Source organism: Achromobacter sp. EG18 (assembly GCF_059759395.1).
Genome location: NZ_CM186213.1, coordinates 4,658,790 through 4,684,693 on the forward strand (window position 1 = coordinate 4,658,790; position 25,904 = coordinate 4,684,693).

The window sequence follows — 25,904 nt, forward strand, 5'->3', positions numbered from 1 at the left end:
GGCTCGCGACATGACTGCTTCCAAACCCGTACGGCGCTCGCTGACACCGATGGTGCTGGTGTTCCTGTGCACGCTGGCGCCGATCGTGGCGGCCTTCGTGGTCTACATGAATCCTCAGTGGTGGCCGGCGGACGCCAGCAACTATGGCCAGTTGGTCGAGCCGCAGCGGCCGATGCCCGCGCCGGAGGCGCTCAAGCTGACCACGCTGGATGGCAAGCCGTTCGACCTGCAGAGCCTGAAGGGCAAGTGGCTGCTGGTGGCGGCCGATGGCGCCGCCTGCCCGGAAAGCTGCGCCCGCAAGCTCTACATCACCCGCAACACCCACGCCAGCCAGGGCAAGAACGTCGACCGCCTGGCGCGCGTCTGGTTCATCACCGACGACGGCCCGGTGCCGGACAAGGTGCTGCAGGCCTACCAGGGCACGATCATGCTGCGCGCCGATCCGGACCAGTTGGCGCGCTTCCTGCTGGCGCGCGATGCCGCGGCCGGCCAGCCCGGCCTGGCGCAGCCGATCTGGGTGATCGATCCCCTGGGCAACCTGATGATGCAGTATCCCGCCGACGCCGACGGCGTGAAGGTGCGCAAGGACATCAGCAAGCTGGTCTATAACTCGCGCATCGGTTGAATCGGTATTCAGTTGGTTTCCATGGAACGCATCAAAGCGCGGTATCGCAAACTCGTCTTCTTCACCTGGTTCCTGACGCTGGACCTGATCATGTTCGGCGCCTTCGTGCGCCTGACGGACTCGGGCCTGGGCTGCCCGGACTGGCCCGGCTGCTACGGCAGCGTCACGCCGCTGGGCGCGATGGGCGACATCCACGAGGCCTCGCAGGCCATGCCGTTCGGCCCGGTGACCTTGTCCAAGGCCTGGATCGAGATGATCCACCGCTATGTCGGCTCGATCCTGGGCATGCTGATCATCGGCATCGTCTACATGGCCTGGCGCTACCGCCGCGAACTGGGCCGCTCGCCGGCCCTGGCGGTGACCACGCTGGTGGCGGTGTGCGTGCAGGGCGCGTTCGGCGCCTGGACCGTGACGCACAAGCTGATGCCCGCCGTGGTCACGGCGCACCTGGTGTTCGGCCTGTCGGTGCTGGCGCTGATGACCTGGTTGTCGGCCCGTGAACGGCCGCACCATGCCGTGGCGGCCGCGGCGCGGCGTTTCAGGCCCTGGGTGGTCGGCGGCTTCATCCTGCTGCTGATCCAGGTGACGCTGGGCGGCTGGGTCAGCACCAATTACGCGGCTCTTGCCTGCATGGATTTCCCCATGTGCCACGGCAAATGGGTGCCTGACATGGATTTCCATGGCGGCTATTCGATCATCCGCGCGCTGGGCGAGCTGCCGTCCGGCGAAATGATCTCGCAACCGGCGCTGACGGCGATCCACTGGGTGCACCGCAATTTCGCCTTCGTCGTGTTCGCGTACCTGGGCGTGCTGGCCTGGCGCCTGCGGGCCGACCGGGGGCTGCGCGGCCCCGCCACGCTGATGCTGGCGCTGCTGGGCGCCCAGCTGCTGACCGGGCTGACGACCATTTTCTTCCAGTGGCCATTATTGATCGCCGTGCTGCACAATGGCGGGGCGGCCGGCCTGACGCTGGCCGCCGTCGTCCTCATGGTGCGCCTGTCCACGGCGGGCGGCGCGCCGGCCGGGGGCTACGGCCCCAATTCGGTGCGCGTTTAAAATAGGGTGCATGATGACCAGTCTTGCCGCTCCCCAATCCGGATTGCTCCGCCAATATTTCGTGCTCACCAAGCCGCGCGTCACCCAGTTGGCGGTGTTCTGCGCGGTGATCGGCATGTTCCTGGCCGTGCCGGGCGTACCCGACATGCGCCGCGTGCTGTTCGGCACCCTGGGCATCTGGTTGCTGGCCGCGGCCGCCTTCGCCATCAATTGCCTGATCGAGCAGGAAGTCGACGCCCGCATGCTGCGCACGGCGCGGCGCGCCACCGCGCGCGGCACCATTTCCGCGTACCAGGTGCTGGGCCTGTCGGGCCTGCTGGGCGGGGCCGGCATGTTCGTGCTGTACACGCTGGTCAACCCGTTGACCATGTGGCTGACCTTTGCCACCTTCGTCGGCTACGCGGTGATCTACACCGTCATCCTCAAGCCGCGCACGCCGCAGAATATCGTCATCGGCGGCCTGTCGGGCGCCATGCCGCCGGCGCTGGGCTGGGCGGCGGTGGCCGATTCGGTGCCGGCCGAGGCCTGGCTGCTGGTGCTGATCATCTTCATCTGGACGCCGCCGCATTTCTGGGCGCTGGCGCTGTATCGCAACCATGACTACGTCAAGGCCGGCCTGCCCATGCTGCCGGTGACGCACGGCCAGCAGTTCACGCGTCTGCAGATCCTGCTCTACAGCATCGCGCTGGTCGCCACCACGCTGCTGCCCACCGCGATCCGCATGAGCGGCGCGCTGTACCTGGCGTCGGCGCTGGTGCTGGGCGGCATGTTCGTGTCGTATGCCTGGCGCCTGTACCGCAACTACAGCGACGAGCTGGCGCGCAGCATGTTCCGTTTTTCCATTCTCTACCTGGCGCTGTTGTTCGGCGCCCTGCTGGTGGACCACTGGGTCGCGCTGATCTGACCCCCTGGAGATGTCGATGTCCGTATTTTCCGCCAGTCGGCGCCTGGCCCTGCGCCTGGCCACGGCCGCCGCTTTCACCGTCGCCCTGGCCGCCTGCGGCGACAACGCGCCGCAGTTCAAGGGCAGCGACATCAGCGGCACCCAGCTGGGCCGCGGGTTGGAGCTGTCGGACTACAACGGCAAGACGCGCACGCTGCAGGACTTCGCTGGCAAGGCGGTGGTGGTGTTCTTCGGCTTCACGCAGTGCCCGGATGTCTGCCCGACCTCGCTGGCCGAGCTGACGGAGGTCATGAAAAAGCTGGGCCCGGACGCCGAGCGCGTCCAGGTGCTGCTGATCACGGTGGATCCCGAGCGCGACACGCCGGAAGTGCTCAAGCAATACGTAACCGCGTTCGACCCGCGTTTTCTGGGTTTGACCGGCACGCCCGACCAGGTGAAGAAGGCGGCGGCCTCGTTCAAGGCCTATTACGCCAAGGCGCCGACCAAGGACGGCAACTACACCATGGACCACACCGCGGCCTTCTACCTGCTCGACGGCAAGGGTGAATCGCGCGTGCTGGCCAACAACAACATCGGGGTCGATGCCCTGGTGCACGACATCCAGGCCCTGCTCAAGGGTTGATGCCGCCGCCGCGGTCGGCCAGCCGGGCAGGCATCGGCAGGCGCTGCCGCGCGATCGGGTGTGCGGCCTATGGCGTCATTCGCCGCCCGCGGCCCGCCAGCGGGCCAGCGCATCGCGCGCCTTGTCGCCGATATCCGCCATGGGCAGTTCGCGGCGGTGCGACATGATCATCAGGGCATAGGGGGTGGCCAGCGCGGCCGCCTCCGGGCACAGGCGCGATTCGTCGCCGGTGGACGGCGAGACATTGCGCCAATAGTTGATGGCCGCTTCGATCTGAGGCAAGGTGATGGCATTCATGGTCCTATTTTCCACGAATGCCGCGGGCTGTCCAACCGCTTCGGCGCAGCAATGAAGCGTCACCATCGCAACATGCCGAAACCGCATCCGGGTGCTATACCACTGCCGGTTAGTAACGATGGAGCATCGTCATGAATTATCCCGCCCCAACCGAATCTCCCCGCCGCGGCCTGCATCCGCTGGTCGCGGCCGCCGCCATCGCGGTGATCGTCATGTGCTCGGTCGGCGTGGCCGCCGTGATGGGCTGGCTGCCGACGCCGTCGGCCACCCCGCACGCCGAGGACCCGGCGCTGGCCCAGCCCGGGCCCGAGGCCGCCAATCTGGCGCCGGCCCAGCCCGCGACGCCTGGCCAGCCGCAAGCGCCGGCCGCGCGGCAGCCAGCCCAGGCGCAGGCCCAGCAGCCCCAGGCGCAAGGCCGCCCTGCGCCGGCCCCAGCCCCGGCGGCGCAGGCCTGCCGCAATTGCGGCGTGGTTGAATCGATCCGCCAGGTGCAGGTGCCGGTCAAGGACAATAGCGACCACCTGGTCGGCACCATTGCTGGCGGCGTGGCCGGCGGCGTGGTCGGCAACCAGTTCGGCGGCGGCAGCGGCAAGACCGCGCTGACCGTGCTGGGCGCGGTGGGCGGCGCTTTGGCAGGCCGTGAAGTTGAGCGTAATATCAGGCAGCAACAAACGGTGACGCACTATGAGCTCACGGTACGCATGAACGACGGCAGCTCGCGCCAATTCCGCAGCGCGCAGCCGTTCGCCTTCGCGTCCGGCGACCACGTGCGGGTGGAGAATAATCAGCTGCTGCCGGGATGACCACGCCGGCCGGCAGCGTTTTGCGATCTATGGGAAGACAGGAATGAGCGACCAACACAGCAACCCGTTCGTCCTGCCCGGCATGGGCCAGAATTCCGACCTGTCGGGCAACCCCCTGCTGGCCAGCATGGAAATGATGCGCCAGGCCTGGGCTGGCCTGACCGGCCCAGGCGGGTTGGCGAGCAGCCTGCCGATGGCGCCGCCCATGAACCTGGAAGACCTGGACCGCCGTATCGCCGAACTGCGTTCGGTGGAAAATTGGCTGCGCATGAACCTGTCGATGCTGTCCAGCACGATCCAGGGCATGGAAGTGCAGCGCTCCACCATCAGCACGCTGCGCGCCTTTGTCGATTCGGCCGCCAACCTGGACCTGGGCGCGGTGCGCGAAAGCGGCGCGGCGTCGCCGCTGGAAGTGGTGCTGGGCCTGAAGCCGGCCCCTGCCGCCAAGCGCGCGCCGCAAGGCCCGTCGCAAGGCTCGTCGCAAGAGGCCGCGGGCGCTGCGAAGGCTGAGGCCAAGGCTCCCGAGTCCGACGCCGGCACGGCCGGCGCCCAGCCCGGCATGAGCGAGCAGATGGGCGCGGCGGCGCAGTCGGCCTCCAAGGCCTGGTGGGACTTGCTGCAACAGCAATTCAACCAGATCGCGGCGGCCACGGCCGCATCGATGCCCGGCAGCCAGCCGGCGCCCGAGGCCGACAAGTCCAAGGCCAAGCCGGGCGGCCCGCAGGCCGCGGCCGCCCCGGCGGCCAAGGCTGCCAAGACGGTCGCCAAGCCCGCCCGCAAGACCGCGCGCAAACCGGCCGCCAAGGCGGCCACCAAGAACAGCGGGCCTGCCGACGGCAAGCCCTGATTTTTTCAATCCCGTCCCGGCCCGCTGGATGGCGGTAGCGGGCGCATTCAAATACCGGAACCTATGCTCAATGTAGTGATTCTCGCCGCCGGACTCGGCAAGCGCATGCAGTCCGACCTGCCCAAGGTGCTGCACACCCTGGCCGGCAAACCGATGCTGGCCCACGTGCTGGATAGCGCCCGCCAGCTCGAGCCGGCGCGCGTCATCGTGGTGGTCGGCCATGGCGCCGACCGCGTCAAGCAGGCTTTCGCGGGGCAGGACGATCTGCAATTCGCGCTGCAGCAGCCGCAGCAAGGCACCGGCCACGCGGTCCAGCAGGCCGTGCCGCTGCTGCGCGAAGGCGACGGCAAGGACGACGTGACCCTGGTGCTGTACGGCGACGTGCCGTTGGTGCAGCCCGAGACGCTGCGCCGCCTGCTGCAGGCGCGCGGCAACGGTGCCGCGGTGCTGACCGAAGTGCTGGCCGACTCGACCGGCTACGGCCGCATCGTGCGTGACGCCGCCGGCAACGTCTGCCGCATCGTCGAGCACAAGGATGCCTCCGAGGCCGAGCGCGCCATCAAGGAAGTCAACACCGGCATCCTGGCCGCGCCCACCGCGCAGCTCAAGGACTGGCTCTCGCGCATCGACAACAACAACGCCCAGGGCGAGTACTACCTGACCGATGTGGTCGGGTTGGCCGTGGCCGATGGCGTGCCGGTGGGCGCGGCCCAGCCGGACGCATCGTGGGAGACGCTGGGCGTGAACAGCCGCGTGCAGCAGGCCGAACTGGAGCGCCGCTATCAGGGCGAGCAGGCCCGCCGCCAGCTCGAGGCCGGCGTGACGCTGGCCGACCCCGCCCGTTTCGACGTGCGCGGCACGCTGACCTGCGGCCGTGACGTGTTCATCGACGTGGGCTGCGTGTTCGAGGGCCAGGTGACGCTGGCCGACGGCGTGCGCGTGGGCCCGCACTGCGTGCTGCGCGACGTCAGCATCGGCGCGGGCACGCAGATCGAGGCTTTCAGCCATCTGCAGCAGGCCCAGGTCGGCGGCGACGCGCGCATTGGTCCGTACGCCCGCCTGCGTCCGGGCGCCGAACTCGGCGATCGCACCCATGTCGGCAACTTCGTCGAGATCAAGAAGAGCGTGCTGGGCGCCGACAGCAAGGCCAACCACCTGGCCTACATCGGCGATGCCGACATCGGCGCGCGCGTGAACGTGGGCGCGGGCACCATCACCTGCAACTACGACGGCGTCAACAAACACCGCACCGTCATCGAGGACGACGCCTTCATCGGCTCGGACACGCAACTGGTGGCGCCGGTGCGCGTCGGCCGCGGCGCCACGTTGGGCGCCGGCACCACCCTGACCCGTGATGCGCCGGCCGACAAGCTGACGGTATCGCGCGGCAAGCAGGTCACCGTCGACGGTTGGCAACGGCCGGTCAAGAAGTCGTGACCGCGCCGGCGTCCCCGGCGCCGGCGGGCAAGTCCAAGCCTGCCGCGCCGGACGGTTTGCCGGCGCCGCGCCGCTACTGGGCGGCGGCGACCGTGATGACGGGCATCAGCCTGTCGGTGCTGGATACCACCATCGCCAACGTCGCGCTGCCGACCATCGCGGCCGACCTGAATGCCTCGCCGGCGCAGGCGGTGTGGGTGGTCAATGCCTACAACCTGGCGGTGGTGATGATGCTGCTGCCGTTGTCGGCCCTGGCCGAGCGCATCGGTTTCCGGCGCATGTTCACCTTCGGGCTGGTGCTTTTCACCCTGGCCTCGCTGGGCTGCGCGCTGGCCGGCACGCTGGCGCAACTGACGGCGGCGCGCGTGTTCCAGGGCGTGGGCGCGGCGACGCTGATGTGCCTGTTCGGCGGCCTGGTGCGCAACATCTATCCGCTCAAGATGCTGGGGCGCGGCATCAGTATCAACGCCACCACGGTGGCGGTGATGTCGGTGCTGGGGCCGACGATCGGCTCGGCGATCCTGTCGGTGGCGCCCTGGCCGTGGATCTTCGCCGTCAACCTGCCCATCTGCGTGTTGGCCATGTTCGGCCTGCGCCATTTGCCGGAGGTGCCGCGCAACGACGTGCGGCTGGACTGGATCAGCGCGCTGCTGTGCATGGCGACGCTGGGCGTGTTCATTTCCGGCATCGACATGATGGGCGAGGACCTGCTGCGCGGGATCGGCCTGGTGGCGATTGCCGCCGTGGCGGGTCTGGTACTGGTGCGCCGCGCCAGCCGCCAGCCCGCGCCGCTGGTGCCGGTGGACCTGCTGCGCATCCGGCCGCTGGCGTTCGCGGTGGGGGCGTCGGCCTGCACCTTTGCGGCGCAGATGGCCTCGTATGTGTCGCTGCCTTTCTATTTCCAGCAGGTGCTGGGACGGCCATATCTCGAGGTGGGCATGCTGATGGGCGCCTGGCCGGTGGGCACGGCGTTGATCGCGCCGCTGGCCGGCCGCCTGTCGGACCGCTACTCCGCCGCCACCCTGAGCGGCGTGGGCGCGGCGACCATGGTGATCGGCATGCTGTGGCTGGCGGCGCTGCCCGCCTCCGTGGGCAACGTGCCCATCGTCGCCGGCATGTTCGTGGCGGGCGTGGGCTTCGGTTTCTTCCAGACGCCGAACAACCGCGCCATGCTGTCGGCCGCGCCGCGCGTGCGCAGCGGCGCGGCCGGCGGCCTGCAGGCGACCACCCGGGTGTTCGGGCAGAGCTTCGGCACGGCGCTGGTGGCGATCGCTTTCAGTGTCAGCGCGGCGCACGGACCGGGGCTGGCCCTGGTGCTGGGCACGATCTGCGCGGCGCTGGCGGTGGTCGTGAACACGGTGCGCTTCAGCAAGCTGCGGGCGCCCTAGCGCCAGCCGATCGCCGCGGGCGCCGCGCTCCGGGCGGGCTGGCGGCCCTTCTATAATGGCGACCGGCGCTGGGGCAGGATGCCCGGGCGCGACGATTACCTATTTTTAAGGCGTTCAGGCATGAAGATCACGGTCGTGGGTACCGGTTACGTAGGGTTGGTGTCGGGGGCATGCCTGGCCGACATGGGCAACGACGTCATGTGCCTGGACGTGGATGCGGCGAAGATCGCCCTGCTGCGCCAGGGGGGTATCCCCATCTACGAGCCTGGCCTGGAAGACCTGGTGCGGCGCAACGTGCAGGCCGGCCGCCTGCATTTCACCGACGACGTGGCCCAGAGCGTGGCGTTCGGCGACGTGCAGTTCATCGCGGTGGGCACGCCGCCCGGCGAGGACGGCTCGGCCGACCTGAAATACGTGCTGGCCGCCGCCCGCAACATTGCTCGGCATATGACCAGCCGCAAGCTGATCGTGGACAAGTCCACCGTCCCGGTCGGCACCGCCGACAAGGTGCGGGCCGCGGTGGCCGAGGAATTGGCCAAGCGCGGTGTCGAGGTGCCGTTCAGCGTCGCCTCGAATCCGGAATTCCTGAAGGAAGGCGCCGCGATCAACGATTTCATGAGCCCGGACCGCGTCATCGTCGGCGCCGACGACGACTACACCATCGGCATCATGCGCCGCATCTACGAGCCATTCCAGCGCACCCACGACCGCCTGATGGTGATGGACGTGCGCTCGGCCGAGCTGACCAAATACGCCGCCAACGCCATGCTGGCGACCCGCATCTCGTTCATGAACGAGATGGCCAACCTGGCCGAAGCGCTGGGCGCCGACATCGAGCAGGTGCGCCGCGGCATCGGCGCCGATCCGCGCATCGGCTACCACTTCCTGTATCCGGGCGCCGGCTACGGCGGCTCGTGCTTCCCCAAGGACGTGCAGGCGCTGGTCAACACCGCCGCCGAGAATGCGCTGCCGATGCGTGTCATCGAGGCCGCCGAGGCCGCCAACCATGCGCAGAAGTTCCGCCTGTCGGAAAAGCTGGTGGCGCGCTACGGCGAGGATCTGAGCGGCCGCAAGATCGCGTTGTGGGGCCTGTCGTTCAAGCCCAATACCGATGACATGCGCGAGGCTCCCAGCCTGACCGTGATCGACGAGCTGACGCGCCGCGGCGCCACTGTGCGCGCCTACGATCCGGTGGCCATGCAGGAGGCCGGCCGGGTTCTGGATGGCAAGCCGGGCGTGAGTTTTGCCACCGACATGTACGATGCGCTCGACGGCGCCGACGCGCTGCTGATCGCCACCGAATGGAAGGTCTTCCGCGCGCCCGACTTCGACCGCGTCAAGGCCTTGCTGAAGACGCCGCTCATCATCGACGGCCGCAATCTCTACACGCCGGCCGACGTGCGCGCCCAGGGCTTCGAGTACTCGGGCATCGGCCGCGCATGAAGATCCTACAGCTCAACTTCGAGAAGGGGTGGCGCGGCGGCGAACGCCAGACGCTGTACTGCATGCGCGCGTTCCGCAATGCCGGCCACCAGGTCGAAGTGCTGTGCCGCGAGGGCGGCCCGCTGGCCGAACGCGTGCGCCAGGAAGGTTTCGTGGCGCACCCCGTCCGCAACGTGCCGGCGCAGCTGGCATTCCTGGCGCGCGCGGGCAGCGGCTACGACATCATCCACGCCCAGACCGCCAACACCGTCACCTGGGCGGTGCTGACCAAGTGGCTGCACCGCCGCCCGGTGGCGTTCTCGCGCCGCACATCGTTCGTGGTCAAGCCCAACGAGGAATGGAAGACCGGCTACAAGTGGCGCCACACCGACCTGTTCGTGGCCATCAGCGACATGGCCGCGAGCGAACCGCGCCGCCTGGGGCTGGATCCGGTCATCATCCGCAGCGCGGTCGAGCCGCACCGGATCAACCAGGAAAACGTCGCCGCGCTGGTGCGCGAATTTGGCCTGGAAGGCAAGAAGGTCATGGCCACGTCGGCCGCGCTGATCCGCGACAAGGATCCGGTGACGCTGGTGCGGGCGGTGGCCGAACTGGCGAAGACGCGGCGCGATTTCGTGTTCCTGCACTTCGGCGCCGGCGGCGATCGCGAGCAGCAGGCGCGCGACGAGGCGCGGGCGCTGGGGGTCGAGGACGTCTACCGTTTCGCGGGCTTTCGCAAGGGCGTCGAGGATTTCTACAGCATCCTCGACGTGTTCGTCATGAGCTCCGAGGAAGAGGCGCTGGGCAGCAGCGTGCTGGACGCCTTCCTGCAACGCGTGCCGGTGGTGTCCACCGATGCCGGCGGCCTGAAGGAAAGCCTGGCGGACGGGCGCGGCGTGCTGTGCGCGGTGGCCGACTTCCACGCCATGGCCCAGGGCATGGCGCGCTGCCTGGATGACGCCGCGTTCCGCCAGGAAATCACCGAGCGCGCGTATCAGTACGTGCGCGACGAGCACGACGTGCAGAAGATGGGCAATCGCTATCTGGCGCAGTTCGAGCGGCTGCTGGCGGCGCGCTAGCGGCGTCGCGGCCCGACCGCCCGGCTCCTATCCGCGCGGATCGATACGGGTCTCGAACTTGGCACGATGCACCGAGAAGAACGTGCGCACGTTGCGCACGTTGGCATGCGCGGTGAAGGCGCGGTGCGCCAGCGCGTGATAGGCCGGCATGTCCTTGACCTGCGCGATCACCACGAAGTCCGGCCCCGGCGACACGCGGTAGCACTGCAGCACCGCCGGTTCGGCCAGCATGATCCGTTCGAAGGCGTCCAGGCTTTCGGCCGCCTGCACGTCCAGCGTGATCTCGACGATGGCCGTCAGCGTGCTGCCCAGCTTGTCGGGCGCCAGGATGGCCACCTGGCGCGCAATCACGCCTTCTTCCACCAGGCGCCGCACCCGTCGCAGGCAGGTCGGCGGCGAGGCGTGCACGCGCGCGGCCAGTTCCTGGTTGGTCAGCGAGTTGTCGTCTTGCAATTGTTCCAGGATGCGCAGGTCCAGATCGTCCAACTCAGGCAGGGTGACCGGCTGGTTTTGCATGATTAATTCATGAATGCATGATTAGTGAAATATTATTTAATCACAAATATGTAAGTGAATAAACTGTCAAATATGACCAGATAAAGAAATCAAATTTCTTGGCGGGACGCGCACAATGCGTTCCGTACTCGAACTTTCAGGAGTCTCTCCTATGTGCGGCATTGTTGGCGCCGTCGCCCAGCGCGACATCACCCCGATCCTGGTCGAAGGCCTGAAGCGGCTGGAATACCGCGGCTATGACTCCTGCGGCGTCGCCGTCTACGCCGACGGCCACCTGCGCCGCACGCGCAGCACCCAGCGCGTGGCCGAGCTGGCCGAACAGGTCGCGCAGGACAAGGTGCAAGGTTTCACCGGCATCGCCCACACCCGCTGGGCCACGCACGGCGTGCCGGCCACGCACAATGCCCACCCGCATTTCTCGCACCTGGGCAATGACGAGCCGCGCATCGCGCTGGTGCACAACGGCATCATCGAGAACCACGACGAACTGCGCGCCGAGCTGCAGGCCGTGGGCTACGTCTTCGAAAGCCAGACCGACACCGAAGTGATCGCGCACCTGGTCAACCACCTGTATGCCGGCGACCTGTTCGAGGCCGTGCAGAACGCCGTGCGCCGCCTGCATGGCGCCTACGCCATCGCCGTGTTCTGCCGCGACGAACCGCACCGCGTGGTCGGCGCGCGCCAGGGTTCGCCGCTGGTGGTGGGGGTGGGCCAGAACGAGAACTTCCTGGCCTCGGACGCGCTGGCGCTGGCCGGCACCACCGACCAGATCATCTACCTGGAAGACGGCGACGTCGTCGACCTGCAGCTGGCGCGCGTCTGGATCGTGGACGCCAACGGCAAGAATGTGGAACGCCAGGTGCATACCGTGCAGGTGCACACCGGCGCGGCTGAACTCGGCCCCTACCGCCACTACATGCAGAAGGAAATCTTCGAGCAGCCGCGGGCCGTCGGCGACACGCTGCAGGACATCGAGGCCATCACGCCCGAGCTGTTCGGCGACGACGCCTACAAGATCTTCAAGGACATCGACTCGCTGCTGATCCTGGCCTGCGGCACCAGCTACTACGCCGGCCTGACCGCCAAGTACTGGATCGAATCGATCGCCAAGATCCCCGTGGCGGTCGAAATCGCCAGCGAATACCGCTACCGCGACAGCGTGCCGAACCCGCGCTCGCTGGTCGTCACGATCTCGCAGTCAGGCGAAACCGCCGACACGCTGGCCGCGCTCAAGCATGCCCGCTCGCTGGGCATGGAAAACACGCTGACCATCTGCAACGTGTCCACCAGCGCCATGGTGCGCGAATGCAAGCTGTCGTACATCACCCGCGCCGGCGTCGAAATCGGCGTGGCCTCGACCAAGGCCTTCACCACGCAGCTGACCGCGCTGTTCCTGCTGACGCTGGCGCTGGCGCAAGTGCGCGGCCGCCTGACCGACGAGCAGGAGGCCGAGCACCTGAAGGCGCTGCGCCACCTGCCCGTGGCCATCGGCTCGGTGCTGGCGCTGGAACCGCAGATCATGGCCTGGGCCGACCGCTTTGCCTCGAAGGAAAACGCGCTGTTCCTGGGCCGCGGCATGCACTACCCGATCGCGCTGGAAGGCGCGCTCAAGCTCAAGGAAATCAGCTACATCCACGCCGAAGCCTATCCGGCCGGCGAACTCAAGCATGGCCCGCTGGCCCTGGTGACCGAGCACATGCCCGTGGTCACCATCGCGCCCAAGGACGAGCTGCTGGAAAAGCTGAAGTCCAACATGCAGGAAGTGCGCGCGCGCGGCGGCGAGCTGTACGTGTTCGCCGACGCCGACAGCAAGATCCAGAGCGCTGAAGGCATGCACGTGATCCGCATGCCCGAGCACTACGGCAAGCTGTCGCCGATCCTGCACACGGTGCCGCTGCAGCTGCTGTCGTACCACACGGCCTGCGCCCGTGGCACCGACGTGGACAAGCCGCGCAATCTGGCCAAGAGCGTGACGGTGGAGTGATGCCTCGGGGCGTGGCCCCGATGTTGAAAACGAGAAATAAGGTCGGTGTCTCGACAACGCCCGACGCGACTTTCCGCATTTGAAGAGCGTTGTCTCTCGACACCTGGGCCGCCATCAAGGCGGCCTTTTTCTTTGTGCCGTTCAAGCGTCGACGCGGATCACGATCTTGCCGAAGTGACGGCCCGAGGCCAGGCGCTCGAACGCGGCCGGCGCCTCGTCGAAACCGTAGACCCGGTCTATCACCGGCGCGATGCCGGCGCTGTCGACCAGCCGCGTCACATCTTCCAGCATCTTGCGGCTGCCCACCAGAATGCCCTCCAGGCGCTTGTGGCCGGCGATCAACGCCAAGGGCGAGACTGGCACCGAGTCGAAACCGCTGACACCGCCGATGATGCCGACCGCGCCGCCGTGCCGGACCGCCGCGACCGAGCGCTCCAGCGTGCCCTCGCCGCCGACTTCCAGCACCACGTGGGCGCCTTCGCCGCCGGTGACGCGCAGCACTTCGTCCTGCCATTCGGGGTTGTCGCGGTAGTTGATCACGTGGTCCGCGCCCAACTCGCGCGCCCGCGCCAGTTTCTCGTTGCTGGACGAGGTGATGATGGCGCGCAGGCCCGCTGCCTTGGCCAGTTGCAGGCCCCAGATCGATACCCCGCCGGTGCCCAGCAGCAAGGCGGTCTGGCCGGCTTTGGCGCGTCCCGCGACGAACAGGGCGCTCCAGGCGGTGACGGCGGCGCATGGCAAGGTCGCGGCCTGTTCATCCGAGAGCGAATCGGGAATGGCGACCAGGGAGTGCTCGGAGAAAATGACCTCGCTGGCCAGCACGCCGTCGCTGGCGGCGCCCGGCACCCGCGTGGTGTTGACGGGGTCGGACTCGCCATCGATCCAGTCCGGAAAGAAGGCGCCCATCACCCGGTCGCCCGGCCGGTAGCGTGTGACCCCGGCGCCGACGTCCACGACTTCACCAGCGGCATCGGACGCTGGAATGACGGGGGCGTCCGCCGGTTTCAGGTAGCCGCCACGCGCGACCATCAGGTCGCGGAAGTTCAGCGAAACGGCCTTGACGCGCACGCGCACCTCATGGGGACCGGGGGCGCGCGCTGCCAGCGCCCCGCGTTGCAACGAGCCGATACCCTGGCCGGCGGTGATCCGATATGCCTGCATGGTGGTGTCCTCTGTCTTGGTTCCAGAGAGCCGCACGGCGCGGCCCAGTGCCCGTAAGATATCCGGGACCCGCGCTATCCAGTGATGTCATGTATTCCCTTCAATGTTGCCTGCAAGGAACCAGTGAGGTCGCTACGCCAACTCCCGCCAGGCCATTGCCACTTACATTGCCTCCATCCGCTACCGTGGCGTCGGGCGTGGATCGCGTTGAATGGTGTAGCGAAGGAGATGGTTCATGCGCCGGAGAGCGGGGATCGCGAGCATGATGCCGATGGATATTCTCGACAGCAGGGAAAACCGCGCGACGTCATCGCGGCGATAGCAGTCGGCCTCTTCGGCCAGTTTCAGCGGCGGCGCGAGTGCCTCCAGCTCACGCGGGTCGTCGATTCCCCACTTCAACTGCGCGCCGGTGGCGCGCACCGACGGAATGCGCTGGACGAAGCGAACGCCGAGGGAACTGAGCGCGTCACAGATGAATTCCCCGTGTTGAAACCTGGAAACGATACCCCCGAGTAGCGCCCTGACGTCGTCTCGCGACAGGTACATCAGCAGGCCCTCCGCGATTACGAGCACCGGCAGGTCGGCGGGAACCTGCTCAAGCCACGCGACATCCTGGACAGCGGATGCGATCAGGAAATAGCCTTCCTGCATTGCGAAAAGCCGGCGCCGAAGGTCGACCACCTCGGGGTAGTCGACGTCGTACCAGCGCACGCCCGGCGCTGGGGCGATGCGGAAGTAGCGCGTATCCAGCCCGCAACCCAGGTGAAGTACGACGCATCGAGGATGGCGTTCGATGAAGCGGCGCGCCCATTCGTCAAGATGGTGGGCGCGCATCGCCAGACCGATCATCATGTCGCGGCCGACCTTGAGCCTGGCGAAGTCATAATCGATGCGCTTCAACGCTTCCGCGGCATAGCGGTCGTTCAGGAGCGAGTCGCCCAGATCGGATTCGCCGGCCTTCGCGAACAGCGTGATCAGCAGGGTCTCCTTCTCCTGCGTCAGGTGCACTTTCTCTGGTTTCATTGCGCTACCCTCATTGATGTGCCGCGTCGTTGGTTGACGGTGCAATTTATCTAGATATAATTTATCCAAATTAAAGCGGCGAAGCTACCTGCCGGATGGTGCGCGAAACAGCCCGTCGTTGCGGATGTTGGCCTATCGATGGCAACAGCGCTGCATGCGTTGCGTAATTTCATATCGATCACTGGAAATTGTAAATAGCATGAAGATGAGCGAAGGTGTTGAATGGGCATTGCACTGTTGCCTGACCCTGGCGTGGGTCGGCAATGACGGGCCGGTGCCGACATCCAGGCTCGCCGCCGCATTCGAACTGCCTTCGCACTATCTGAACAAGTTTCTCCAGAGTCTGGTGCGTGCCGGAATTTTCACTTCTTCGGCGGGCGCCAAGGGGGGCTTTCAACTCGCGAAGTCTCCCGAGGCGATCTCCCTGTTGGATGTCGTGATGGCCATCGAGGGAGATGAGTGGGCATTCCGGTGCACCGAAATCAGGCAGCGGGGCGCGGGATGTCTTGCCAAGCCAAACGACTTCGCGCGTCCCTGTGGAATCGCCGCCGCCATGCAGCGAGCCGAGACCGCATGGAGAAAGGAACTGGCCGCGCAGACCATTGCCGATCTGATAAAGGCATCTCCGCCATCAGGGAGCCAGCGAATGAAGCAATGGTATGCGGGCTATTCAAGCTAGCCGTCGGAAAAGAGGGTTTCCCTCTTTTTTTGGTTCGTTAATCTAGATATCAAATATCCTGATATGAAAATGGAAAACGTCGAACAATCAAAGCGCTCCCTGGGCTCAACCCTGGTCTTGGCCCTGGGTACGTTTGCGGTCGGTATGGATGCATTCATCGTTTCCGCATTTCTGCCGGAGATGGCCGAAGACCTGTCTGTGAGCGCATCGATGGCCGGGTGGTCGGTCACTGCGTTCGCCCTTGCCTATGCATTGCTTGCCCCGATCATCGCGACGATGACTTCCACGGTGGCCCGACGCAGGCTGCTTGTGTCGTCGCTGGTTTTGCTCGGCCTTGCCAACATCGCTTCCGCGGCATGTACGACATTGGGGCTTCTCATACTGACGCGGATAGCCGCCGCCGCATCGGCGGCGGCCTACACCCCGAACGCGGGGGCGACGGCTGCCGCCATGGTGCATCCCGGTCAGCGGGCGCGAGCGCTTTCCGTCGTGATCGGAGGGCTCACCGTCGCCACTGCATTGGGCGTTCCGCTTGGCCATGCGATCAGCGTGTTCATGAACTGGCGCGCCTCATTGGCTTTTGTCGGCGTTCTTGCATTCGCGGCGGCGGCAACGGTCTTTTTTGTGATGAAGCCCATGCCCGGAGGCGCCGCCATCGGTTTGCGGCAACGATTGTCGGTGCTTGCAAGACCAGGTGTCGTGGGCATACTGATGCTCACGGTTTTCGGGATGGCCGCCGCCTATTCGGCGTACGCCTTCATCATCTCCATCCTGGAAGGCTTTCAGGTCCCGCCCGCCAATTTCACCATGATGCTGTTCATGTATGGGCTTGGCGCCTTTTGCGGCAACTATCTTTCCGGGTGGGCTACGGACAGGCACGGGCCGATCATGACGCTTGCCTGCGCATACCTTGTCATGACCTTGGCCCTTGGCGGCCTGGGCCTCATGTTCGGCGGGAAAGGACTTGAAGCGATCTATCCGATTTCTTTCCTGATAGCGTGCTGGGGGGGCAGCAGCTGGGCCCAGTCACCCGCACAGCAGCAAAGGCTGATCAGCCTGGCTCCACAGGAAGCCAACCTGGTCATTGCGCTGAACTCTTCGGGAATCTATATCGGGATCGCTATCGGGACAATGATAGGCGGCCAGCTGATTGGCCTGGGCGGGTCGTATCCGTTATGGGCCGGGGCGGCACTGGCTGCAATTGCGATGTGCTACATCATGATGTCTGGAAGTACAGGGCGCCAAGGCTCCGATCGCGGATAGCGCTGGGCAGTCGAGCGGCGCCGGGCTGGCGGCGATGGGATTGGCGCGGCGCGCCTACGCCGGCACCACGTTCGCGAGCAACCTGGGGCTGGCCGGGAGTTGCTGCGAGCCAGGCCGCGCGGTTCCCTAGTCGATGACCTTGCCCTGCCGGTCGATGTCCTGCCACTTGCCGCCTGACCACCAGCGATGTTCACCGTCGCTTTCCTCCTTGCAGCCGAAACCGACGCTGGCCTTGCCGTCTTCGTAGGGAAAGGCGCAGTCGTAGACCGGGGCGACGACGATGGCGCCGGTTTCCTCGTCCGCAAAGCCGATCTTGCCGTTCAGGCGGATGCGATAGCGGCCTTCCTGGGGGTAGTCGGGCCCGTTGTCGAACAGGTAGACCTGGTAAGGCTCCTGCAAATGCCGGTCGACCACGCGAAAGCTATACGTTTTGTCGAGGTAGATGCAGTAGCGAAACGGGTTGCCGGCCACGAAACAGTCGTCGATCCACTCGGGTTCGATGGCGCGTTGTTTCAAGGTCTGCCGGGCTTGCTCGGCGTCGGGGTCGACGTGGGTTTGCGCGGTGGCCAGGAGCGGCAACAGCAGAAAAGCGAAGCAGAGCGGGTGAAGGCGAGGCATTGCGGTAGCCGCGTCATCCGGCGCGGCGGTTGGGAGGAAAGGGGCCATCATAAGCCGGCTGCGCCCGGCCGCGCAGGGGCGCGGGGGATGCCGCTCGGCATGCCCGCGCCGCCGTCTGATTCAGGCCGCGGCGGTCGTGGCGTCGCCGCCTTCCATGCCGCCGACGCCCACTGCCGCGCCGCCGCCGTCGATGGCCTGGGCCGTTTTTTCGGCCTCGGCCAGGGCGTCGCGGACTTCGGCGACCTGCTTCTGGGCTTCCTTGTCGTGCTGCCGCAGCTTGCTCTTGAGCATGGCGAGCAGTTCCTTCATGGCCCGGATGGCATCGCGCACGGCCTGGGCGTCGTCCTGGCGGCGCTGGGCGGCCTGCGGCTCGTGGCGGGATTCGGTAGGGGCGCCGGCCTTGTCGTTCCGGTCGCCGGCCGTGTCGGTGTCGACGGACGCGGATGCGGCCTTGGCGGCGTCCGCCCGGGCCGCGGCGGCGGCGCCTTGCGCCGCGGTGTCGGCCGCGGGTGTGTCGGCCGTATCGGCGTCGCTGTCCAGCGCCGTGTCGCTGGCGGCGGCATAGGCCGCCAGGGCGCGGGAGGCGGCGGTCGTCGGCGTGGACGCGCCGGCGCCCGTGGCATCGGCGCCTTCGGCCGTGCCGGCCGGCGTGCCGTTGGCGTCACCCGTGGCCGGGGCGCCGCTCGCGCCATGCACCACGGGCGCGGCCGCCGCGCCCGGCGACGCGCCGGCCGCCTGCACGCCGCCGCTGTCCTTGAGGGCGCTGGCGGCCTGACCGAGTTCGCCGGCCAGCTGGCGCAGTTCACGCAGGATGGCCTTGGCCGCGGCCTTGCCCAGGAACATCAGCATCTTCTTGAGCGTGTCGATGCGCTGCTTGATCTGCGCGACGCGTGCGCGTGCCAGGTCGTGGCGCGACTGGGCCGCGTCGGTGGCCATCTGGAAGGCGGCCTTGCGCGCCTTGGCCGCGCGCTCGAGCGCGTCGTCGCTGAGGATCACGCGGATTGAGACCGGTTTGTCCGCGGGCTGCGCGGCGTCCCGGTCCCGCGCCGCATCGGCGTCGCGCCTGGCGGCGGCATGGGCGTCGTTGCTGGCGGTGGCTGTGGTCGGAAGGAGGGTGTCGGTGAGCAGGGACTGCATGGAAGATTCCGGTAAGGCGGGACACATGGCGTCGCGGCCGGCCGATGGCCGGCGCTGCGACGGCGAGGTGACACGACATGTACGGCAGGCCGATGCGCGTTCTTTAACCGCGCCGGGCAGGAATCCGTCCGACACTGCCGCGCTGCCCTGCGGCGGTGGTATCTTCTGCCCCATGTCCGTCCGTGATTCCTCCCTGTCCCTGTCCAGCGCGCCGGTGGCGCCGGATGCCGCCAGCGCCGCCCTGCCCGCGGCCCAACCCTATGTGCACGTGGCGGGCACGACGCGCACCCTGCATTTTTCCGACAAGGTCATCCAAAGCCGCATGTCGACCCTCAGCCCCGATGCGCTCGACCTCGAGTACACGCGGATGATGATGGGTTTCGTGCTGTTCGCGCCGGAGCCCGCGGACATCCTGATGGTCGGGCTGGGAGGCGGGTCGCTGGCCAAGTTCTGCCATCGCTACCTGGCGCATTCGCGCATCGAGGTGGTCGAGATCGATGCGGGTGTCATCGCCTTGCGCGATGCATTCATGGTGCCGCCCGATGGCGAGCGTTTCAGGGTGGTTCAGGCCGATGCGGCCGACCATCTGCGCGGCCTGCGGGACGCCGCCGACGTGCTGCTGCTGGACGGCTTCGACGACGCCGGCATTCCTCCCGCCCTGTGCTCGGCGGACTTCTACGCGGATTGCCATCGCGCCCTGCGCGACAACGGCATCCTGGTGATCAACTTCCATGTGAACCATCCGCTGCACCATGCCTACCTGGACCGGGTGCGCGCCGCGTTCGGCGGCGCCATGTTCGAGGTGGTGGACGATGACATGACCAACAGCATCGTGTTCGCCTGCAAGGGCGACCTGCTGGACGATCCGGCGGCGGCCGACCTGAAGCGGCCGGCCGTCATTCCCAAGGACGCCTGGCGCCAGTTGATGCCCACCCTGCGCGTCATCGGCGCGACGCGCGAACTGAAGTGACGCGGCGCGGTTTTCCGGCGTCCGCTAACGTCCGGTAGCGCGCGGCGGGGTTTTGTTGCACATGGCGAGCCTGCGTCCGTAGCCGCCTTGCTAGCATCCACGCTTTTCCCGCACCGCCAGGATCCTTTCCATGAGCATCTTCTCCCGTTTTTTCGGTCGCGCCGAATCGTCCGCCGACACCGTCGCCCTGACGGCCAATCCCGACATGAAGGATGGCCCGAGCCTGCAGGTCGTGTTCGCCGCGCCGCTGGCGCCGCAGGCCGATGCGCTGGCGGCGGCGCTGCGCGCCTATCACCCCGAGATGCGCGAGGCGCGCGCGGAGATCGAACCGGACATGCCGGAATTGCTGGCCCTGGTCGGCTGGGGCAAGCACGTGGTTCGCCTGGTGGGTTTCAACGCGCCCTTCCCCCAGGATGCGCTGGAGGCGTGCGTGGCGCCGGCGCACTATCCCGCCGAGGTCAAGGAGCAGGTGCGCGGCCACGTCAGCCATGTGCTGCTCTACTACGCCGGCTTCGAGACGGACCCGCTGGAGCAGTACGTGGCGCTGGCGGCGGTGGCCGGGGCGCTGGCTGGATTGCAGGCCGTCGCGGTGTTGAACGAGGATGCCCATACGTCACTGCCGGCGGGGGTGTTCTCGCGCGAGTCGATGGGCGACGAAAGCCTGGAACTGCTGCGTTCGCTGCCCTTGAACATGCTGTACTGCGGCTTCGTGAAGTACGAGGTGGAAGGCGTGCAAGGCGTGTGGATGCGCACCTATGGCGCCGGCCGCTTCGGGCTGCCGGACTTCGCCGTGCTGGCCGAGGGCCATCACCAGGGCGAGCAGTATTCGAACATGTTCAACAACATCATGGCGTACCTGCTCGACAGCGGCGCCGAGCTGGCCGCCGGCCACACCATGCAGATCGGCGAGGACCGTTACATGAGGCTGCGCGAACCGCTGGAGGCCGAGTATTTCCTGCACGGCCCGCAGGCAGTGCTGGTGACGGAGATCATCGACGCCTCGCAGATCAACAAGCCGGCCGACGCCCAGGACGACTGACGGACGTACCGGCCGGCTCTTGGGGCAACGGTTCGAGAGGGGGCGCTCATGAGGGAGCGCGCCCCGGCAAAAAGAGGGCCGGCACAGTGCCAATGCCCGAAAAATCTGACTCATCCGTACGCGGAGCGTTGCAGATGGCCGAGGTTGGTGGTTTTTAGGACGAAATAACCTGCTTTTCTACATCAATTCTAATTATTACGACTGTATGTAATTGTATATACTCACTGCCCGATTCCATCATTTCACGCTTCGCCCGCCACGGATCGAGTGCCGGGTCTGCAGGAGTAAGGCATGTTGAGCAAGGCAGTAACGCTTGGCGCGGTGACGGTCCTGTCACTGCTGGTGGCCGGTTGCGCCACCGAACGTTCCCAGTCGGTCGCGGTACCCGCGGTCGCCGCGGCCAGCAAGCCCTACCAGGGCGTGCGCAGTCCGATCTCGGTTGGCAAGTTCGACAACCGCACCAACTACCTGCGTGGCGTGTTCTCCGACGGCGTGGACCGCCTCGGCGGCCAGGCCAAGACCATCCTGGTCAGCCATCTGCAGCGCAGCGGCCGGTTCCAGGTGATGGACCGCGACAACCTGTCCGAAATCGCCCAGGAAGCGGCGTTCAACAAAAAGGCCAGCCAGATCAAGGGCGCGCGTTACGTCGTGACGGGCGACGTGACGGCGTTCGGCCGCAAGGTGACGGGCGACCATCAGCTGTTCGGCATCCTCGGCCGAGGCAAGGAACAGGTGGCTTACGCCAAGGTCGACCTCAACGTGGTCGACGTGACGACCTCCGAGGTGGTCTATTCCGCGTCGGGGGCGGGCGAATACAGCCTGTCCAACCGCGAAGTCATCGGCTTCGGCGGCACCGCCGGCTATGACTCCACGCTGAACGGCAAGGTGCTGGACCTGGCGATCCGCGAGGCCGTGGATCGTCTGGTCGATGGCATCGAGCAAGGCGCCTGGCAACCGGTACAACCCTGATAGGTATTCCAATGTCGAACAATCTGGCGAAGGCGCGCCCGCGGGCGCTCGCGCGCATGGGGCGCGCCATGGCGGTGGTTGCCGTGGCGGGGTTGCTGGGCGCGTGCGCGCAGCAACCCAAGAGCATGTACAGCTGGCAGTCGTACCAACCTTCGGTCTACGCCTATCTCAAGGACGATGGCGCCGACTACGCGGCGCAGAGCCTGGCGATGGAAAAGAACATCGAAACCGCGCGGGCGAGCAACGCGCAATTGCCGCCGGGCTTCCGCGCGCATCTGGGCATGCTGTACCTGAAGCTGGGTGATGGCGCCAAGGGCCTGGAACAGCTGGAAGGCGAGAAGGCGGCCTTCCCCGAATCCAAGCCGTTCATGGATTTCCTGCTGCGCAATGCCAGCAAGATGGCGGACAACGCCGCGTCGGCCGCGCCGTCCGAGCCCGCGTCGGCCGCACCGTCGGCGGCGCCCGCCGCGCCCGCCGCCTCGCCCACGCCGGCCAACGCACAGCCGGCCAAGAAAGGAGCCTGAGATGAACACGATCATGCGTATTGCCGTGTTGGCGCTGGTCGCGCTGTTGGCGGGTTGCGCCGCGCCGCAGCGCAATGTGGACTATGCCGCCTTTCGCGAAAGCAAGCCGGCATCGATCCTGGTGCTGCCGCCGCTGAACACGTCCGTGGACGTGGCGGCGGGCGCGGCGGTGCTGGCGCAGGCGACCATGCCGCTGGCGGAATCGGGCTACTACGTCGTGCCCGTGGCCGTCATGGAAGAGACCTTCAAGCAGAATGGCCTGACCAACGCGGACGAAATCCACGAGTTGCCGGCCGCGCGCCTGCGCGAGATCTTTGGCGCGGATGCCGCCTTGTATATGACCGTCAAACAGTACGGGTCGAGCTATGCGGTCCTGTCCAGCTCGATCACGGTTTCGATCGACGCCGCGCTGGTGGACCTGCGCACGGGCGCCAAGCTGTGGGATGGCAGCAAGGAGGTCGTGCAAGCCAGCAACAGCAGCGGCGGCCTGATCGGCATGCTGGTGCAGGCGGTGGTGGATCAGGTCGTCAATACGCTCTCCGATCGCAGCTATGGCGTCGCCGGCATGACGAACAACATGCTGCTCAGTGCCGGTACTTCCGGCGGCATTCTGTACGGCCCTCGCTCGCCGCGCTACGCCGCCCAACCCTGACCGGGCCTTGCCGGCCACGCTGCCCTCGCCCCGTTGACCACGGCGCGAGGGCAGTGTCGCAATCGTCACGGCCGATGATTGCGGGGCGGCATTGCAGGGCTTGCGGGTAGGGCTGAACGGTCAGGCCAGTCCTGGTTGAAATGCGCGCCGCGGCTTTCGCGGCGATCGCGCGCGTCGCGTACCGTCAAATCGGCGACCAGGGCCAGATTGCGCAGTTCCAGTCCTTCCAGGCTGTCGTCGAGATGGTCGCGGGCATCGAGCGCGCGGCGCAAGGCGGTGATGTGGTCGGCGGCGCGCCGCAGCGAGGCATCGCTGCGCACGATCCCCGCTTCGAGGGTCATCAAGGCGCGCAGCGATTGCCGCAGCGGGGTGGCGAAGGCTGCCGCCGATGTGTCGCGGGCCGGCATGGCGCAGGCCGGGGTGTCGACCCGTGTCCTTGCGGGGCGCGCCAGGATGTCGCGGGCCGCGGCACGGCCCGTGACGACGCATTCCAGCAGTGAATTGCTGGCCAGTCGATTGGCGCCGTGCAGGCCGGTGCAGGCCGCTTCGCCCACCGCGTACAGGCCGGCCACGCTGCTGCGGCCGCGGGTGTCGGTGGCGATGCCGCCGCAGGTGTAGTGGGCGGTCGGCGCCACGGGAATGGGCGTGGTGGCGATGTCCAGTCCCAACGCCAGGCAATGCGCGTGGATGGCTGGAAAGTGCGCCAGCAGGAAAGCGCGCGGGCGGTGGCTGATATCCAGGTAGACGCAATCGAGCGCGTGGCGCCGCATTTCGGCATGGATGGCGCGCGCGACGATGTCGCGCGGGGCCAGTTCGGCGCGGGGATCGTAGGCCGGCATGAAGCGGCTGCCGTCTGGCAGGCACAGCCGCCCGCCCTCGCCGCGCACGGCTTCGGAGACCAGGAAGCCGTCGGCGAGCGGGTGATGCAGGCCGGTGGGATGGAACTGCATGAACGCCAGGTTGGCGGTGCGGGCGCCGGCGCGCGCGGCGATGGCGATGCCGTCGCCGGTGGCGCCGGATGGCGCGGTGGTGGTGGCGTAGACCTGGCCGGCGCCGCCGCTGGCGATCACCACCTGGTCGGCGGAGACCTCGCGGCGCAGGCGCCGGTCCAGGTCCAGCAGGCGCACGCCGCGGCAGCGGCCGCCGGGCGCGTCCAGCAGCAGATCGACGGCGCAGTGGCGCTCCAGCACCGTGATGGCGGCAAGCCGGGTCACCTGCTCGCCCAGCGCCGTCATGATGGCGCGGCCGGTGGCGTCGGCCGCATGCGCGATGCGGCGTTGGCCGTGGCCGCCCTCGCGGGTCAGGTGCAGCGCCTGGCCCTCGGTCGTGAACGCCACGCCTTGCGCCTGCAACCAGGCGATGGCAGCGCGCGCCTGGTCGAGGATGGCGCGCGCGGCCGCCGCGTCGCACAGGCCGGCGCCGGCATCCAGCGTGTCGCGCAGGTGCGCGGCCACGCTGTCGCCCGGCCCCAGCGGCGCGGCAATGCCGCCCTGCGCGTGCGGGCTGGCGCCGGCATGCAGCGCGCCCTTGCTGACCAGCGCAACCTGCCGGTGCGGCGCCAGTTCGAGCGCGGCGGCCATGCCGGCCAGACCGCTGCCGACGATGATGACGTCGAAATGCATGACGGGACCTCGCAGGAAAAGCCGATGGCCACGCGCTTCAGGCCGGGCCGACCCGCTGGAACAGCGCGCCATCGCGCGCCAGGTCGCCGCTGGCCCGCACCGCACGCTTGCGCGCCTGGGCAAAGTCCAGCATGCGATCGATCGGCGCTTTGGCGCGCCGGGCCAGCGCCGGGTCCAGCTCGATCTCGTTGACGCCGTGCTCCAGGACGTGCGCGACACCGGCCAGTCCGTTCATCGCCATCCAGGGACACTGGGCGCAGCTCTTGCAGGTGGCGCTGTCTCCCGCGGTGGGCGCCGCCAGGAAATGCTTGCCGGGCGCCCGTTGGCGCATCTTGTGCAGGATGCCCTGGTCGGTGGCGACGATCAGGCGCCGCGTATCCAGTGTCCGCGCAGCCTCGATCAGCTGGGTGGTGGAGCCGATCACGTCGGCCTGCGCCAATACCGGGGAAGGCGATTCGGGATGCGCCAGCACGCGCGCATCGGGGTACTGGGCGCGCATCAGCGCCAGCTCGGCGCCCTTGAATTCGTCGTGCACCAGGCATGCGCCCTGCCACAGCAACATGTCGGCGCCGGTCTGTTGCTGCACATAGTGGCCCAGGTGCCTGTCGGGCGCCCACAGGATCTTCTCGCCGCGCGCATGCAGGTCGGCGACCAGGTCCAGCGCGATCGACGAGGTGACGACCCAATCGGCGCGCGCTTTCACCGCGGCGCTGGTGTTGGCGTAGACCACCACGGTACGGCCGGGATGCGCGTCGCACCAGGCCGCGAAGTCCGGCGCGGGACAGCCCAGGTCGAGCGAGCAACTGGCCGCGAGATCCGGCATCAGCACGCGCTTGCCGGGGCTGAGAATCTTGGCGGTGTCGCCCATGAAGCGCACGCCCGCCACGACCAGCGTCCCGGCGGGGTGGTCGCGGCCGAAACGGGCCATTTCCAGCGAGTCGCCGACGCAGCCGCCGGTGGCTTCGGCCAGTTCCTGGATGTCGGCATCGACGTAGTAATGGGCCACCAGCACGGCGTTCTCGCGGGCCAGCAGCGCACCGATGCGGCTTGCCGCCTCGGCGCGTTCGGCGGCGGAAAGGGGGGCGGGCACCCGGGTCCAGGCCTTGCCGACGATGCCGGGCTGGCCGGCGCCGGGCAGGTCGAATTCGACGAAATGCGTGGGATCGGCAGTCATGGCGAAGGTCCATAGCGTATAAATGCTCAATATGAGCATTTATGGATTAAAAAAAAGGCGACTTATGTTTTTTTTGAGCATAAATCAGATCGC

General features: G+C 67.4%; 26 protein-coding genes. 18 read left to right on the plus strand and 8 right to left on the minus strand.

Going from position 1 to position 25,904, the window contains the following annotated elements:
- Positions 1 to 10 precede the first annotated feature (10 nt).
- The 4 genes from AC6CR5_RS21435 to AC6CR5_RS21450 are packed head-to-tail and all read left to right on the plus strand — an operon-like array spanning position 11 to position 3,207.
- A complete protein-coding gene (locus tag AC6CR5_RS21435) occupies positions 11 to 625 on the plus strand; it encodes an SCO family protein (RefSeq protein WP_232063924.1) in 615 nt (204 codons plus the stop codon).
- Positions 626 to 646: 21 nt separating this feature from the next.
- Positions 647 to 1,681: a COX15/CtaA family protein gene (locus AC6CR5_RS21440; protein WP_006388099.1), complete on the plus strand. Its 1,035-nt coding sequence runs from the start codon at positions 647 to 649 to the stop codon at positions 1,679 to 1,681.
- Between the two features lie 13 nt (positions 1,682 to 1,694).
- Positions 1,695 to 2,585: a heme o synthase gene (gene cyoE / locus AC6CR5_RS21445; protein WP_026383355.1), complete on the plus strand. Its 891-nt coding sequence runs from the start codon at positions 1,695 to 1,697 to the stop codon at positions 2,583 to 2,585.
- A 16-nt stretch (positions 2,586 to 2,601) separates the two neighbouring features.
- Positions 2,602 to 3,207: an SCO family protein gene (locus tag AC6CR5_RS21450; RefSeq protein WP_006388101.1), complete on the plus strand. Its 606-nt coding sequence runs from the start codon at positions 2,602 to 2,604 to the stop codon at positions 3,205 to 3,207.
- 75 nt (positions 3,208 to 3,282) lie between these two features.
- On the opposite strand, the gene AC6CR5_RS21455 is transcribed toward AC6CR5_RS21450, so the two are convergent.
- Positions 3,283 to 3,504 carry a DUF3717 domain-containing protein gene (locus AC6CR5_RS21455; RefSeq protein WP_006388102.1) on the minus strand — a complete coding sequence of 74 codons (222 nt, stop codon included), beginning with the start codon at positions 3,502 to 3,504 and terminating at the stop codon, positions 3,283 to 3,285.
- 131 nt (positions 3,505 to 3,635) lie between these two features.
- Here AC6CR5_RS21455 and AC6CR5_RS21460 point away from each other — a divergent pair, with 131 nt between their 5' ends.
- From AC6CR5_RS21460 to AC6CR5_RS21485, 6 genes are all read left to right on the plus strand, one after another.
- On the plus strand, positions 3,636 to 4,307 hold the full coding sequence (locus AC6CR5_RS21460) for an outer membrane lipoprotein (protein WP_498084928.1): 672 nt from the start codon (positions 3,636 to 3,638) through the stop codon (positions 4,305 to 4,307).
- 43 nt (positions 4,308 to 4,350) lie between these two features.
- Positions 4,351 to 5,154: a PhaM family polyhydroxyalkanoate granule multifunctional regulatory protein gene (locus AC6CR5_RS21465; RefSeq protein WP_498084929.1), complete on the plus strand. Its 804-nt coding sequence runs from the start codon at positions 4,351 to 4,353 to the stop codon at positions 5,152 to 5,154.
- 63 nt (positions 5,155 to 5,217) lie between these two features.
- Complete coding sequence (glmU, locus tag AC6CR5_RS21470; RefSeq protein ID WP_006388103.1) at positions 5,218 to 6,591, plus strand: bifunctional UDP-N-acetylglucosamine diphosphorylase/glucosamine-1-phosphate N-acetyltransferase GlmU; 1,374 nt, start codon at positions 5,218 to 5,220, stop codon at positions 6,589 to 6,591.
- Positions 6,588 to 7,979 carry an MFS transporter gene (locus AC6CR5_RS21475; protein ID WP_054515590.1) on the plus strand — a complete coding sequence of 464 codons (1,392 nt, stop codon included), beginning with the start codon at positions 6,588 to 6,590 and terminating at the stop codon, positions 7,977 to 7,979. Before glmU ends, AC6CR5_RS21475 begins: the two co-directional genes overlap by 4 nt.
- A 120-nt stretch (positions 7,980 to 8,099) precedes the next feature.
- Positions 8,100 to 9,422, plus strand: coding sequence for a UDP-glucose dehydrogenase family protein (locus AC6CR5_RS21480; RefSeq protein WP_498084930.1), 1,323 nt, complete (start codon positions 8,100 to 8,102; stop codon positions 9,420 to 9,422).
- Positions 9,419 to 10,480, plus strand: a complete 1,062-nt coding sequence (locus tag AC6CR5_RS21485; RefSeq protein WP_006388106.1) for a glycosyltransferase family 4 protein — start codon at positions 9,419 to 9,421, stop codon at positions 10,478 to 10,480. The genes AC6CR5_RS21480 and AC6CR5_RS21485 overlap by 4 nt, the downstream gene beginning before the upstream one ends.
- Positions 10,481 to 10,507: 27 nt before the next feature.
- Here AC6CR5_RS21485 and AC6CR5_RS21490 read toward each other — a convergent pair whose 3' ends face one another.
- Positions 10,508 to 10,996 (minus strand): Lrp/AsnC family transcriptional regulator, encoded by a 489-nt coding sequence (locus tag AC6CR5_RS21490; protein WP_006388107.1) that lies wholly within the window; start codon positions 10,994 to 10,996, stop codon positions 10,508 to 10,510.
- A 151-nt stretch (positions 10,997 to 11,147) separates the two neighbouring features.
- Here AC6CR5_RS21490 and glmS point away from each other — a divergent pair, with 151 nt between their 5' ends.
- On the plus strand, positions 11,148 to 12,980 hold the full coding sequence (gene glmS / locus AC6CR5_RS21495) for a glutamine--fructose-6-phosphate transaminase (isomerizing) (protein WP_020925581.1): 1,833 nt from the start codon (positions 11,148 to 11,150) through the stop codon (positions 12,978 to 12,980).
- Between the two features lie 141 nt (positions 12,981 to 13,121).
- Here the strand turns inward: glmS and AC6CR5_RS21500 are convergent, their stop codons facing one another.
- Positions 13,122 to 14,141, minus strand: a complete 1,020-nt coding sequence (locus AC6CR5_RS21500) for a zinc-dependent alcohol dehydrogenase family protein (RefSeq protein ID WP_498084931.1) — start codon at positions 14,139 to 14,141, stop codon at positions 13,122 to 13,124.
- A 180-nt stretch (positions 14,142 to 14,321) separates the two neighbouring features.
- Positions 14,322 to 15,164, minus strand: a complete 843-nt coding sequence (locus tag AC6CR5_RS21505; protein ID WP_498084932.1) for a class I SAM-dependent methyltransferase — start codon at positions 15,162 to 15,164, stop codon at positions 14,322 to 14,324.
- Between the two features lie 199 nt (positions 15,165 to 15,363).
- Between AC6CR5_RS21505 and AC6CR5_RS21510 the strand changes: the two genes are divergently transcribed.
- Positions 15,364 to 15,843: an RrF2 family transcriptional regulator gene (locus AC6CR5_RS21510; protein WP_024067452.1), complete on the plus strand. Its 480-nt coding sequence runs from the start codon at positions 15,364 to 15,366 to the stop codon at positions 15,841 to 15,843.
- A 69-nt stretch (positions 15,844 to 15,912) separates the two neighbouring features.
- Complete coding sequence (locus AC6CR5_RS21515) at positions 15,913 to 17,106, plus strand: MFS transporter (protein ID WP_498084933.1); 1,194 nt, start codon at positions 15,913 to 15,915, stop codon at positions 17,104 to 17,106.
- 126 nt (positions 17,107 to 17,232) lie between these two features.
- On the opposite strand, the gene AC6CR5_RS21520 is transcribed toward AC6CR5_RS21515, so the two are convergent.
- Together AC6CR5_RS21520 and AC6CR5_RS21525 are read right to left on the minus strand one after the other, a co-directional pair.
- Entirely contained in the window at positions 17,233 to 17,724 is a 492-nt protein-coding gene (locus AC6CR5_RS21520; protein WP_233638905.1) for a hypothetical protein, read from the minus strand.
- 120 nt (positions 17,725 to 17,844) lie between these two features.
- Positions 17,845 to 18,861, minus strand: coding sequence for a hypothetical protein (locus tag AC6CR5_RS21525; RefSeq protein ID WP_498084934.1), 1,017 nt, complete (start codon positions 18,859 to 18,861; stop codon positions 17,845 to 17,847).
- Positions 18,862 to 19,033: 172 nt separating this feature from the next.
- Between AC6CR5_RS21525 and AC6CR5_RS21530 the strand changes: the two genes are divergently transcribed.
- From AC6CR5_RS21530 to AC6CR5_RS21550, 5 genes are all read left to right on the plus strand, one after another.
- Positions 19,034 to 19,831 carry a fused MFS/spermidine synthase gene (locus AC6CR5_RS21530; protein ID WP_173000596.1) on the plus strand — a complete coding sequence of 266 codons (798 nt, stop codon included), beginning with the start codon at positions 19,034 to 19,036 and terminating at the stop codon, positions 19,829 to 19,831.
- A 130-nt stretch (positions 19,832 to 19,961) separates the two neighbouring features.
- The gene (locus tag AC6CR5_RS21535; protein WP_047992470.1) at positions 19,962 to 20,870 is read left to right on the plus strand and encodes a DUF4261 domain-containing protein; all 909 of its coding nucleotides are present in this window, start codon (positions 19,962 to 19,964) and stop codon (positions 20,868 to 20,870) included.
- Between the two features lie 291 nt (positions 20,871 to 21,161).
- Positions 21,162 to 21,839, plus strand: coding sequence for a CsgG/HfaB family protein (locus AC6CR5_RS21540; protein WP_020925561.1), 678 nt, complete (start codon positions 21,162 to 21,164; stop codon positions 21,837 to 21,839).
- 11 nt (positions 21,840 to 21,850) lie between these two features.
- Positions 21,851 to 22,363: a DUF4810 domain-containing protein gene (locus AC6CR5_RS21545; RefSeq protein WP_047992471.1), complete on the plus strand. Its 513-nt coding sequence runs from the start codon at positions 21,851 to 21,853 to the stop codon at positions 22,361 to 22,363.
- A 1-nt stretch (position 22,364) separates the two neighbouring features.
- Positions 22,365 to 23,015, plus strand: coding sequence for a DUF799 domain-containing protein (locus AC6CR5_RS21550; RefSeq protein ID WP_006388126.1), 651 nt, complete (start codon positions 22,365 to 22,367; stop codon positions 23,013 to 23,015).
- A 65-nt stretch (positions 23,016 to 23,080) separates the two neighbouring features.
- Here the strand turns inward: AC6CR5_RS21550 and nadB are convergent, their stop codons facing one another.
- Both nadB and nadA read right to left on the minus strand, forming a co-directional pair.
- Entirely contained in the window at positions 23,081 to 24,637 is a 1,557-nt protein-coding gene (nadB, locus tag AC6CR5_RS21555) for an L-aspartate oxidase (RefSeq protein ID WP_498084935.1), read from the minus strand.
- Between the two features lie 37 nt (positions 24,638 to 24,674).
- Positions 24,675 to 25,811, minus strand: a complete 1,137-nt coding sequence (gene nadA / locus AC6CR5_RS21560; protein ID WP_498084936.1) for a quinolinate synthase NadA — start codon at positions 25,809 to 25,811, stop codon at positions 24,675 to 24,677.
- Between the last annotated feature and the right edge of the window lie 93 nt (positions 25,812 to 25,904).

Excerpts from the sequence above, each read along its gene's own strand:
- AC6CR5_RS21435 (WP_232063924.1), top strand. The coding sequence starts at position 11 with ATGACTGCTTCCAAACCCGTACGGCGCTCGCTGACACCGATGGTGCTG.
- AC6CR5_RS21525 (WP_498084934.1), bottom strand. The coding sequence starts at position 18,861 with ATGCAGTCCCTGCTCACCGACACCCTCCTTCCGACCACAGCCACCGCC.
- AC6CR5_RS21480 (WP_498084930.1), top strand. The coding sequence starts at position 8,100 with ATGAAGATCACGGTCGTGGGTACCGGTTACGTAGGGTTGGTGTCGGGG.
- AC6CR5_RS21460 (WP_498084928.1), top strand. The coding sequence starts at position 3,636 with ATGAATTATCCCGCCCCAACCGAATCTCCCCGCCGCGGCCTGCATCCG.
- AC6CR5_RS21535 (WP_047992470.1), top strand. The coding sequence starts at position 19,962 with ATGAGCATCTTCTCCCGTTTTTTCGGTCGCGCCGAATCGTCCGCCGAC.
- AC6CR5_RS21490 (WP_006388107.1), bottom strand. The coding sequence starts at position 10,996 with ATGCAAAACCAGCCGGTCACCCTGCCTGAGTTGGACGATCTGGACCTG.
- AC6CR5_RS21450 (WP_006388101.1), top strand. The coding sequence starts at position 2,602 with ATGTCCGTATTTTCCGCCAGTCGGCGCCTGGCCCTGCGCCTGGCCACG.
- nadB (WP_498084935.1), bottom strand. The coding sequence starts at position 24,637 with ATGCATTTCGACGTCATCATCGTCGGCAGCGGTCTGGCCGGCATGGCC.
- AC6CR5_RS21530 (WP_173000596.1), top strand. The coding sequence starts at position 19,034 with ATGTCCGTCCGTGATTCCTCCCTGTCCCTGTCCAGCGCGCCGGTGGCG.
- AC6CR5_RS21520 (WP_233638905.1), bottom strand. The coding sequence starts at position 17,724 with ATGCCTCGCCTTCACCCGCTCTGCTTCGCTTTTCTGCTGTTGCCGCTC.
- AC6CR5_RS21510 (WP_024067452.1), top strand. The coding sequence starts at position 15,364 with ATGAAGATGAGCGAAGGTGTTGAATGGGCATTGCACTGTTGCCTGACC.
- AC6CR5_RS21465 (WP_498084929.1), top strand. The coding sequence starts at position 4,351 with ATGAGCGACCAACACAGCAACCCGTTCGTCCTGCCCGGCATGGGCCAG.
- cyoE (WP_026383355.1), top strand. The coding sequence starts at position 1,695 with ATGACCAGTCTTGCCGCTCCCCAATCCGGATTGCTCCGCCAATATTTC.
- AC6CR5_RS21550 (WP_006388126.1), top strand. The coding sequence starts at position 22,365 with ATGAACACGATCATGCGTATTGCCGTGTTGGCGCTGGTCGCGCTGTTG.
- AC6CR5_RS21540 (WP_020925561.1), top strand. The coding sequence starts at position 21,162 with ATGTTGAGCAAGGCAGTAACGCTTGGCGCGGTGACGGTCCTGTCACTG.
- glmS (WP_020925581.1), top strand. The coding sequence starts at position 11,148 with ATGTGCGGCATTGTTGGCGCCGTCGCCCAGCGCGACATCACCCCGATC.
- AC6CR5_RS21545 (WP_047992471.1), top strand. The coding sequence starts at position 21,851 with ATGTCGAACAATCTGGCGAAGGCGCGCCCGCGGGCGCTCGCGCGCATG.
- glmU (WP_006388103.1), top strand. The coding sequence starts at position 5,218 with ATGCTCAATGTAGTGATTCTCGCCGCCGGACTCGGCAAGCGCATGCAG.
- AC6CR5_RS21485 (WP_006388106.1), top strand. The coding sequence starts at position 9,419 with ATGAAGATCCTACAGCTCAACTTCGAGAAGGGGTGGCGCGGCGGCGAA.
- AC6CR5_RS21505 (WP_498084932.1), bottom strand. The coding sequence starts at position 15,164 with ATGAAACCAGAGAAAGTGCACCTGACGCAGGAGAAGGAGACCCTGCTG.
- nadA (WP_498084936.1), bottom strand. The coding sequence starts at position 25,811 with ATGACTGCCGATCCCACGCATTTCGTCGAATTCGACCTGCCCGGCGCC.
- AC6CR5_RS21500 (WP_498084931.1), bottom strand. The coding sequence starts at position 14,141 with ATGCAGGCATATCGGATCACCGCCGGCCAGGGTATCGGCTCGTTGCAA.
- AC6CR5_RS21455 (WP_006388102.1), bottom strand. The coding sequence starts at position 3,504 with ATGAATGCCATCACCTTGCCTCAGATCGAAGCGGCCATCAACTATTGG.
- AC6CR5_RS21515 (WP_498084933.1), top strand. The coding sequence starts at position 15,913 with ATGGAAAACGTCGAACAATCAAAGCGCTCCCTGGGCTCAACCCTGGTC.
- AC6CR5_RS21440 (WP_006388099.1), top strand. The coding sequence starts at position 647 with ATGGAACGCATCAAAGCGCGGTATCGCAAACTCGTCTTCTTCACCTGG.